Annotated in this window: 7 protein-coding genes; 4 read left to right on the top strand and 3 right to left on the bottom strand. The window is 66.3% G+C overall.

Annotation, left to right across the window (positions count from 1 at the left end):
- On the bottom strand, positions 1 to 2127 hold a 2127-nt coding region (gene rpoB, locus HOV91_RS24210; RefSeq protein WP_246350674.1), incomplete at its 3' end, for a DNA-directed RNA polymerase subunit beta.
- Positions 2128 to 2729: 602 nt separating this feature from the next.
- Here rpoB and HOV91_RS24205 point away from each other — a divergent pair.
- The gene (locus HOV91_RS24205; protein ID WP_174187691.1) at positions 2730 to 3887 is read left to right on the top strand and encodes an SDR family oxidoreductase; all 1158 of its coding nucleotides are present in this window, start codon (positions 2730 to 2732) and stop codon (positions 3885 to 3887) included.
- 92 nt (positions 3888 to 3979) lie between these two features.
- On the opposite strand, the gene katG is transcribed toward HOV91_RS24205, so the two are convergent.
- Positions 3980 to 6211, bottom strand: a complete 2232-nt coding sequence (gene katG / locus HOV91_RS24200; protein WP_312884749.1) for a catalase/peroxidase HPI — start codon at positions 6209 to 6211, stop codon at positions 3980 to 3982.
- 34 nt (positions 6212 to 6245) lie between these two features.
- The gene (locus HOV91_RS24195; protein ID WP_217441087.1) at positions 6246 to 6662 is read right to left on the bottom strand and encodes a Fur family transcriptional regulator; all 417 of its coding nucleotides are present in this window, start codon (positions 6660 to 6662) and stop codon (positions 6246 to 6248) included.
- A 542-nt stretch (positions 6663 to 7204) separates the two neighbouring features.
- Here HOV91_RS24195 and HOV91_RS24190 point away from each other — a divergent pair.
- The 3 genes from HOV91_RS24190 (at position 7205) to HOV91_RS24180 (ending at position 10295) form a co-directional block, all read left to right on the top strand.
- Positions 7205 to 8446 carry an oxygenase MpaB family protein gene (locus tag HOV91_RS24190; RefSeq protein WP_174187688.1) on the top strand — a complete coding sequence of 414 codons (1242 nt, stop codon included), beginning with the start codon at positions 7205 to 7207 and terminating at the stop codon, positions 8444 to 8446.
- A 217-nt stretch (positions 8447 to 8663) separates the two neighbouring features.
- Complete coding sequence (locus HOV91_RS24185; RefSeq protein ID WP_174187687.1) at positions 8664 to 9581, top strand: cutinase family protein; 918 nt, start codon at positions 8664 to 8666, stop codon at positions 9579 to 9581.
- 30 nt (positions 9582 to 9611) lie between these two features.
- Positions 9612 to 10295 carry a CPBP family intramembrane glutamic endopeptidase gene (locus HOV91_RS24180; protein WP_174187686.1) on the top strand — a complete coding sequence of 228 codons (684 nt, stop codon included), beginning with the start codon at positions 9612 to 9614 and terminating at the stop codon, positions 10293 to 10295.
- The last annotated feature ends 23 nt before the right edge of the window (positions 10296 to 10318 follow it).

Genomic DNA, 10318 nt, shown 5'->3' with positions numbered 1-10318 from the left:
GTTCTTACCCAAGGCCATCTCACCGTTCTCGGTGCACGGACCATCAGCCAGAACCTGACCACGCTCCACCCGCTGACCCTCATCCACAATCGGACGCTGATTAGCACACGTACCCTGATTCGACCGGTTGAACTTCCGCATCCGGTAGCTGCGGCGGGTGCCGTCGTCGTGCATGACCGTGACGTAGTCGGCGGAGACCTCCTCGACCACACCGGCCTTCTCGTTCACCACCACATCACCGGCATCGATCGCGGCGCGCAACTCCATGCCGGTGCCCACCAGCGGGGCCTCCGAGCGAATCAGGGGGACCGCCTGCTTCTGCATGTTCGCGCCCATCAGGGCGCGGTTGGCGTCGTCGTGCTCGAGGAACGGGATCATCGCCGTCGCGACCGACACCATCTGACGCGGCGACACGTCCATGTAGTCGACCTCGGTGGAATCGACCAGTTCGACCTCGGAATTCTTGCGGCGCACGGCGATTCGCGCATCGGTGAAGCGGCCCTCGGCGTCGAGTGGCTCATTCGCCTGCGCCACCACGTGCAGGTCTTCCTGATCGGCGGAGAGGTAGACCACCTCGTCGGTCACCCGGCCGTCGACCACCTTCCGATACGGGGTCTCGATGAACCCGAACGGATTCACCCGCGCGTAGACCGACAGATACCCGATCAGCCCGATATTCGGGCCTTCGGGCGTCTCGATCGGGCACATCCGGCCGTAATGGCTGTAGTGCACGTCGCGGACTTCCAGGCCGGCGCGTTCCCGGGACAGACCACCCGGGCCAAGCGCCGAGAGGCGGCGTTTCTGGGTCAGGCTCGCGAGCGGGTTGCGCTCGTCCAAGAACACCGACATCTGCGAGGTGCCGAAGAACTCCCTGATCGCCGCGACGACCGGGCGGATGTTCATCAGGGTCTGCGGCGTGATCGCCTCGACGTCCTGAGTCGTCATCCGCTCCCGGACCACGCGCTCCATCCGGGACAGACCGATCCGCATCTGGTTCTGGATCAGCTCGCCGACGGTACGCAGACGACGGTTGCCGAAGTGGTCGATGTCGTCCACTTCCACCGGGACCTCCACGCCGCCGGGGGCGGTCATGGTCTTGTTCCCCGCGTGCAGATGCAGCAGGTACTCGATGATCGTGACGATGTCTTCCTCGGTGAGCACCGGCGAGCCGATGACCTCGCCGGTGTGGATGCCGAGTTTCTTGTTGATCTTGTACCGGCCGACGCGCGCCAGGTCGTAGCGCTTCTCCTTGAAGAACAGGTTCTCCAGCAGGGTCTGCGCGGTCTCTTTCGTGGGCGGTTCGCCCGGGCGCAGCTTGCGATGGATGTCCAGCAGCGCCTCATCGGTGCCCGCGGTGTGGTCCTTCTCCAGCGACGTCATCATGACCTCGGAGAAGCCGAACCGCTCGGCGATCTGCGCGCTGCTCCAGCCGAGAGCCTTGAGCAGGACCGTCACGGGTTGGCGGCGCTTGCGGTCGATGCGAACGCCGACGGTGTCGCGCTTGTCGACGTCGAACTCCAGCCACGCACCGCGCGACGGGATGACGCGCACGCTGTGCAGGTCCTTCTCCGTGCCCTTGTCGACGCTGTGGTCGAAGTAGACGCCCGGCGAACGGACCAACTGCGAGACGACCACGCGCTCGGTGCCGTTGATGATGAACGTGCCCTTGTCGGTCATCATCGGGAAGTCACCCATGAAGACCGTCTGGCTCTTGATCTCACCGGTGTTGTTGTTGATGAACTCCGCCGTGACGAACAGCGGAGCCGCATAGGTCATGTCCTTGTCTTTGCACTCATCGATCGACGCCTTGATTTCCTCGAATCGAGGATCGGAGAGCGTCAACGACATCGTTGCGGCGAAGTCCTCGATCGGGCTGATTTCCGCGAGTACCTCGTCCAATCCACCCGCGAGGGAGCCGCCGCGCGCCGCCGCCCGTTCGCGCCACGCGGGCGCGCCGATCAACCATTCGAACGACTCGGTCTGGATCTCCAGCAGACCTGGGACTTCAAGGGGCTCACGGAGTTTGGCGAACGAGACCCGCTTCGGCGCCCCGGGGACTGCGGTATCGACGGTTGTTCCGGCATTGACCTTGGTCTGACTCGAGACTGCCAAGATGCGTCCTTCCAGCGCCTCGCGCCGCCCACGCGTGCGCGCGGTCGTCACGGTATCTACTTGTCCAGTGAGGGTGTATTTCGATCGCGCACCGTGCCGGACGCCGCCCGAACGTGACTCGACAACGACGGGTAGAAGGTGGCACGCGGACAGCGCCACTTTCTCCGGTCATTTCCTATTTCGAGAGTTGGGCAGCGCACGATCTCGGCGCGACGTCCCAAATTACACCTGAACTCGACCGATGTCGAGGGCATAAGAAAATAGACACTCGATTTCTCGTGTCTTCCCGGAATAATAATGACACCGGGGTATGTCATTCGTCAAGTCTATTGGCGGTAATTCGCCAGAATGCCTCGATGTGGGCAGGAGGGGCGTCGATCGGTCCCGGCATCGCCGTGCGGCCCGGCTCGTCGGAGGCCGATGCCCCTCGATCATTGGGCTCGCCGCGCCCTCGCGAGCGATCGATACTGGAGTAGCCAACGGTGACGGTTCGATGGGACCTCGGGATGCGTGGATATGTGCGCTCGATCACAGAGCTGATCGGAACCAGCGTGTCGTCCCGTTCCGCGTTTCAGCCGAGGATGCCCGATTCGCTGTCGGCTCGGATAACCGCAGACGTGACATTGAAGTCGCAGCCCGATCCGGTCCGGACCACGGAACTGGCCGTGCCCGCTCCGAATAAGGTTTTTCTGACCGGTGCGACCGGATTCCTCGGTTTACATCTGCTGAGTGAATTAGCGGCTCGCACCGATGCCGAAATCCTCTGCCTGGTGCGCGCCGCCGATCGGGGCGAGGCGCTCGCGCGGCTCGAGTCAGGGCTGCGGCACTACCGGCTGTGGCGGCCGGATACGAGCTCCCGGATCGTTCCCCTGATCGGCGACCTCGCCGCGCCTCGACTCGGTCTGCGCGAGAGGCGCTTTCGCATGCTCACCGAGGCGGATGCGATCGTCCACAATGGTGCCCGGGTCAATCACGTCGAACCGTATTCGCGGCTACGCGGCGCGAACGTCGTAGGCACGCGCACGCTGTTGCGCTCGGCGCTGTCGTGCGGGATTCCGGTTCATTTCGTGTCCACGACCGCTGTGGCCGTCGCCGACGGGCGATCGTCGCGGGAACCCGTGCGCGAGTCGGCTCGTCCGATGCTGAGCGAGCTGCGAAGTGGCGGTTACACCGTGACGAAGTGGGCCGGGGAAGAGTTGATGGCGCGAGCGGCCGCGCGTGGTCTTCCGGTAGCCGTTCATCGGCCCGACCGCGTCTGCGGACGTGCCGACGTCGGCGCGGTCGGCACCGACGACGCGTTCTGGACGCTCGTGCGCGCCGCCGTCGTCTTGGGCGCCGTACCCACCGACGACGCGGACGTCCGGCTCGTACCGGTGGATTACGTCGCGGCGGCCGTCGTGCACATCCTGCTCCGCGGAACGGCCGAGCGGGTGCACCATTTGGTGAATCACACGTCGACTCCACTCGCCGACCTGTGGGACAGCCTGCGGCGCAGGGGATATCGGCTGCGCGCGTTGCCGTTGCCGGATCTCGTCACCCGCTTGGCCTCCGGAGCCGGTGGCGATCCCGGCCTCGCGCGCGCACTGCTGTTGAGTCAGCAGAGCGGGCCGGGGGCCGCGGAGTTCGACGACGCCAACACTGTGGCGGCGCTGGCCGGATCCGCGATCAGCTGTGCGCCGACGACCATCGAACTGCTCGACCGTCACCTCGACCATCTCATCGACATCGGATTCCTCCCACCTCCGCCCGCTGCCCGGCTGCGCGGCGCAGGCTGAATGGGGAAACGGGTCGTGGAAACGCGCGGATCCGCTGGTGAAACGAAACCAGGCCGGCCCAGATGGGCCGGCCTGGAACTCGCGGATACGGCTCAGGCGAGGTCGAACCGGTCGTTCTCGACCACCTTGACCCACGCGGCGACGAAGTCGTTCACGAACTTCGCCCCCGCATCGTCCTGGGCGTACACCTCGGCCAGCGCGCGCAGCACCGAGTGCGACCCGAAGATGAGGTCGTTGGCGGTGGCGGTCCACTTGACCTGACCGGAGGACCGATCGAAGCCTTCGTAGACGTTCTCCGCCGACTCCGAGGCCTTCCACTCGGTGTTCAGGTCGAGGAGGTTGACGAAGAAGTCGTTCGTCAACACACCCGGCCGCTCGGTGAACACGCCATGGCTGGTGCCGCCGTAGTTGGCGCCCAAGGCGCGCAGGCCGCCGACGAGCACCGTCAACTCCGGAGCGGTCACGTCCAGCATGTACGCCCGGTCGAGCAGCAGACGCTCCAGCGGAGCCTTCTCGCCGGTCCGCACATAGTTACGGAAGCCGTCGGCCCGCGGTTCGAGCACCGCGAACGACTCCACATCGGTGTTCTCCTGAGTGGCGTCGGTGCGACCGGGCGCGAACGGCACCGTGACGTCGTGCCCGGCGTCCTTGGCCGCCTTCTCGATCGCCGCGGATCCGGCCAGGACGATGAGGTCGGCGAGCGAGACCTTCTTGCCCCCGGTGGCCGAGCTGTTGAAGTCCTGCTGGATCTGCTCGAGCACCGGCAGTACCTTTGCCAGCTCGTCCGGCTCGTTGACCTCCCAGTTGCGCTGCGGCTCCAGCCGGATCCGAGCGCCGTTGGCGCCGCCGCGCTTGTCGGTGCTGCGGAAGCTGGCCGCCGCCGACCAAGCGGTCTTGACCAGCTGTGCGACCGACAGGCCGGACTCGAGGACCTTGCTCTTCAGGGTCGCGATGTCCTGCTCGTCAATCAACTCGTGGTCGACCGCGGGCACCGGATCCTGCCACAGCTGCGGCTCGGGAACCCACGGGCCGAGGTAGCGGCTGATCGGTCCCATGTCGCGGTGCAGCAGTTTGTACCACGCCTTGGCGAAGGCCTCGGACAGCTGCTCGGGGTGCTCGAGCCAGCGGCGGGTGATCTCCCCGTAGATCGGGTCTTCCCGCAGCGCCAAGTCCGTGGTCAGCATCGTCGGGGTACGCGCGGGCCCACCGAACGGATCCGGGATGGCGCCCTCGCCCGCGCCGTCCTTCGGCTTCCACTGCCATGCCCCGGCGGGGCTCTTGGTCAGCTCCCACTCGTAGCCGTACAGGTTCTGCAGGAAGCCGTTGCCCCACTTGGTCGGGGTGGACGTCCAGACGACCTCCAGGCCGCTGGTGATGGCGTCCTTGCCCTTGCCCGTGCCGTAGGCGCTCTTCCAGCCCAGGCCCTGCTGCTCGATCGGGGCGGCTTCCGGTTCGGCGCCGACCAGGCTCGCGTCGCCGGCACCGTGGGTCTTGCCGAAGCTGTGGCCGCCGACGATCAGCGCGGCCGTCTCCTCGTCGTTCATTGCCATGCGGCCGAACGTCTCGCGGATGTCCCGCGCCGCGGCGACCGGATCCGGCTGACCGTTGGGGCCTTCGGGATTCACGTAGATCAGGCCCATCTGGACGGCGCCGAGCGGACCCGCCAGTTCGCGGTCACCGCTGTAGCGCTCGTCGCCGAGCCAGGTGTCCTCCGGACCCCAGAAGACCTCTTCCGGCTCCCAGATGTCCGGGCGGCCGAAGCCGAAGCCGAAGGTCTGGAAGCCCATCGACTCCAAGGCCACGTTGCCTGCGAAGACCAGCAGGTCGGCCCAGGAGATCTTGTTGCCGTACTTCTGCTTGACCGGCCACAGCAGCCTGCGAGCCTTGTCCAGGTTGGCGTTGTCCGGCCAGCTGTTGAGCGGGGCGAAGCGCTGGGCGCCCTGACCGCCGCCGCCGCGGCCGTCGGCGATGCGGTAGGTGCCCGCCGCGTGCCAGCTCATCCGGATGAACAGGCCGCCGTAGTGGCCGTAGTCGGCGGGCCACCAGTCCTGCGAGTTGGTCATGACCGCCGCGACGTCGGCTTTGAGGGCGTCGACGTCGAGCTTCTTGAACTCTTCGGGGTAGTCGAAGTCCTCACCCAGCGGGTTGGACTTGGACGAGTGGGCGTGCAGCACCGAGACATCGATCTGCTCCGGCCACCAGTCCTTGTTGCTGTGGGGGCGATGTTCGGTCTTCGCGGTGGGCGACGGGATCGCCGGGTTCTCGCTCTCGCTTGCGCTCTGCGTTCCGGTGTCAGGATTGGGCGGGCGGCTATCGGATGACACAGCATTCCTTCCTAAGGAGTGATGGGGGCTGAATTCACGGCTGTGATCGGGAAGCCTGTGATTCCAGGCAGTTGGGACACAGGCCCCAGTAGATGACCTCGGCCTCATCGATCGAGAACCCGCTGTCATCGGAGGCGCTCAGGCACGGGGCCTCGCCGACGACGCAATCGACGTCGCCGATGACGCCGCATGCGCGGCATACGACGTGGTGGTGGTTGTCGCCGACCCGCGTCTCGTAACGCGCCACGGAGCCGGACGGCTGAATACGCCGGACCAGGCCTACCGCGGTGAGCGCGTTCAGCGAGTCGTACACCGTCTGATGGGACACCTCGGGTAGATCGGATCGCACAGCACGGATGATCGATTCCGTGTCGGCGTGCGGGTGCTCGTGCACGGCGCTCAGCACCGCGACGCGGGGGCGAGTCACGCGCAGCGAGACTCCCCGCAGCATCTGCTGGAACTCCGAAGCGGTTGGCACGGACGGAAGTCTCGTCTGCTTTCTGGAACGAGTCAAGAGTCTGCGGCAAAGTGGTTCGGATCCGATTCGATCGAGGTTGTGTTGCGCTGCGCTTGCCGCGCGTGCCGCCGCTGCCGCCGTCGGTCGAGGCGGCGGCTCCGGAAGGTCTGCTGACGCCAGGGTGGCACCGAGCCGCAGGGACGGCTGGCCGCCGTCCATGTATGTGACTAGACATTACGATTCATCACGGTCGGTCATGCGGCCGGTGTTTCGGGTCCCGTCTGGGAGGTGGCCTACTTGGACGACGTGCCGAGTAGGGGGCTCAAGTGCTGGTAGACCTGGCGTGCACGTCAATTCGCCTGGACGAAGATGGCGAGTCGGGTGGGTCGGGGTATTTTCCGGAAAGTCGGGACAACCCGCTCCTCGGCTTGCTAAGTTAATGACAGTTCTGATCCGCAGGACGATGCGGAGCGGGCGCGGCCGACTGTCGGCGATCGTCTCGGCGGCGCTCGGGCTCAATGAGGAGTGGCGAAGACATGGATGGACTCAGCAGGCGCAACGCGTTGAAGGCCGGTGGAGTGTTGGGTGCGTTCGGCGCACTGGCCATGGCGACCCCGGCGCGGGCGGAGCCGTGGACGTGGTCTCCGGAAGGTTCGGTGGCGGGCAGCGGGGAAGGGGCCGATCCGCTGACCGTCTGGGACCCCGAGGCCGATCAGTTGGTCGCCGCACTGCTGGACCGGGGCGAGGTGCCCAGGGTCAACGAATTGTTGCGGACCTGGACCAGGAATGGTCAGCCGCTGCCGGACGGGTTGCCGCCGGACCTGCGGGACTTCATGGAGTACGCCCGTCGGCTGCCGCAGTGGGCCGATCAGGGCAAACTGGCCACCGCGGTCGAGTTCAACAAGAAGCGGGGACTCTACCTCGGCGTGCTGTACGGGCTGGCCAGCGGCATGATGAGCACGGTCATCCCGAAGGAGGCGCGCGCGGTCTACTACTCCAAGGGCGGTCACGATCTGAAGGACCGCATCCTGAAGACCGCCAAACTCGGGTACGACATCGGGACCGCGAACGCCTATGGCCCCGGCGGGGAAATGGTCGTCACCTGTCTCAAGACCCGGTTGGTGCACGCCGCGGTGCGGCACCTGCTGCCGCAATCCCCGCACTGGGTGCACTCGGCCGAGGAGGACATCCCGATCAGTCAGAACGACATGATGGTGACCTGGCACAGCCTGCCCACCACCGTCATGAAGCACCTGACCGCGTGGAAGGTGCCGATTCCGCCCGCCGAGTCCGAGGCATTCCTGCACTCCTGGCAGGTGTGCGCGCACATGCTCGGCATCCGCGACGAGTACATCCCCAATTCGTGGGACCAGGCCAACTCCCAGGCCGCCCAGGTCCTCGATCCGATCCTGGCGCCGACCCCCGAGGGCGCCAAGCTCGCCGACCGCCTGCTGCGACTCGGGGTCAACCTCGACTTCGCGGTCCTGACCAAGCCGGTGCTCGGCTCGTTCACCCGATTCCTGCTCGGCGACCGGATCGCCGACGGGCTGGCCATCCCGCGGGAACCGGTCTGGGACCCGCTGCTGCGGGTGAGCTGGGGTCCGTTCATCGCGGTTCGCGAGGGGCTGCTCCCGGTCGTCCCGCTGGCGCCGGACGCCTACTGGCTCTTCGACGAATTCCTCCGCCAGGCGGCTCTGATCTACCTGGCCGAACTGCGGATGCCGATCAGCATCGAACTGCCCGTGATGAATCGGGACATGAGCAAACCGCCGCGCTGATGTCGTGCGGCGTCGAGGTCCGGCGTCCGTTTCGAGGTTGGAATCCGACCGGCACCGAAGCTTCGGGCAACTCGGTGCCGGTTCGGCACGCCATGCCGGAAACGGATGCCGGAAGGCGGCGCGTGCTGTGCGGGGTCCGGGAAATTCACGGGATCCGCGACTGACGCCGGGCGGCCCTCGCTCGAACGACTTTCGGTAGCGACACACGGAGTTCTCGATGTTTTCGCGATGGAAAACCGTCACCGCCGCAAGTGTCGCCGCGATGGTGACGTTTGCTCTCCATATCGGTGTCGCCTCCGCTGCGGAAGGCGCACCGCACCACTGTCCACATGTGTATGTCGTGGCGATTCCAGGGACGTGGGAGACATCCACCACTGATCCCGGCCGAGGGATGCTCGCGCTGAGCCTGCACGATCTACCCGGGGATGTCGCGGTGGACTATGTCCATTACGCGGCGACGGCGTTCCCATGGGAAAGCGAAGTGTACGGGCGCTCCAAACAGGAGGCGATCGGCAAAGCGCGCGTTCTGGTCTCGGCTATGGCGCAGTCCTGCGAGGCAACCCGGATCGCGCTGCTGGGCTATAGCCAGGGTGCGGACGCGGCAGGTGACCTCGCGGCCGAGATCGGCACCGGACCGGATGCCGCGCTCGCGCAACGGGTAGTGCTGGTCGGGCTGATCTCCGACCCTCGTCGCTCGCCCGGTGACAACCTGATCGGCCCTCCCGTGCCGGGCGCGGGAGCGAGCGGGCCGCGCTTGGGTGGTTTCGGCCTGCTCGCCGCACAGACATATACCTTCTGCGTCGCCGGTGATCTGTACTGCGCCATGCCGGACGGCGACTTCGCCGGACGGATCGCCGGATTCTTCGTCCAGATCTCCGATCCGGACCCGGCGAAGATCGGCAGTTACCAGCAGCAGGCGACCGACATCATCGGTGACGCGCTGGCCGCGGGCGGCCTCGGTCTGCTGTCCGATCAGCTCAACACCTCGGCTTACGAGCAACGGAAACGACAGATCGATGAATTCTTGAAGTCCGGCGCCCACCACAGTTACCCCTCCTACACCGTCGGCCCCGGCGGCCTCACGCCGTTGACCTGGCTGCGGCGGCGCCTCATCGAGGCTATCGAAGCCGGGTGACAGTTCTTCTCGCGGAATTATGGTGGGCTCGTGAGGATTCGATTGCGGCGGCGGGTCTACCTGGGCGTCGAATACGCGACACTGTTCTTCGGCGGAGCGACTGTCTACAACGCGGTGTTGCGCGGGACATCGCCGATTCCCGCGTTGCTGGCGCTGGCCGCGGGTGCGGCGGTCTACCTGCGGCGCGCACCCGATTTCGACCGGGCCGCGCTGTGGCGCAGCGAGGCATTGCGGACGCAGGCGCGGTCGATGGCGGCGTGGGCGGGGTCGAGCGCGGTGGCGCTCACCGCGGCGGTCGCGGTGTCGCGGCGGGAGGATCTGTTCGACCTGCCCCGGCGCAACCCCTTGATATGGCTGGCGATACTGGTGCTGTATCCCGCGTTGAGCGTGTATCCGCAGGAGTTGATCTTCCGTTCTTTCCTGTTCCATCGGTACGCGCCGGTCTTCGGTGAGGGACCCGTGCTGGTGCTGGCGAGTGCGGCCGCGTTCGGCTTCGTGCACATCGTCTTCGGTAGCTGGTTCTCGGTGGTCGCCAGCGGTGTGGGCGGCTGGATCTTCGCGTCGCGATACTTGCGGACGCAGTCGCTGTTCACCGCTTCGGTAGAGCACGCGGTGTACGGAATGGTCGTCTTCACGGTCGGTCTGGGCCGGTACTTCTACCACGGCTCCGCGCAGCCGGCCCGCCTCCGGATGATCGGCCCCGCACCTGCGTGAGGACCGCGATCGACGAGGTGCGA

The organism is Nocardia barduliensis, from assembly GCF_013315795.1.
In the GTDB taxonomy this organism is placed as follows: Bacteria; Actinomycetota; Actinomycetes; order Mycobacteriales; family Mycobacteriaceae; genus Nocardia; species Nocardia barduliensis.
The sequence above is the reverse complement of the archived record's forward strand: the minus strand, read 5'-3'. Positions and strand labels throughout refer to the sequence as shown.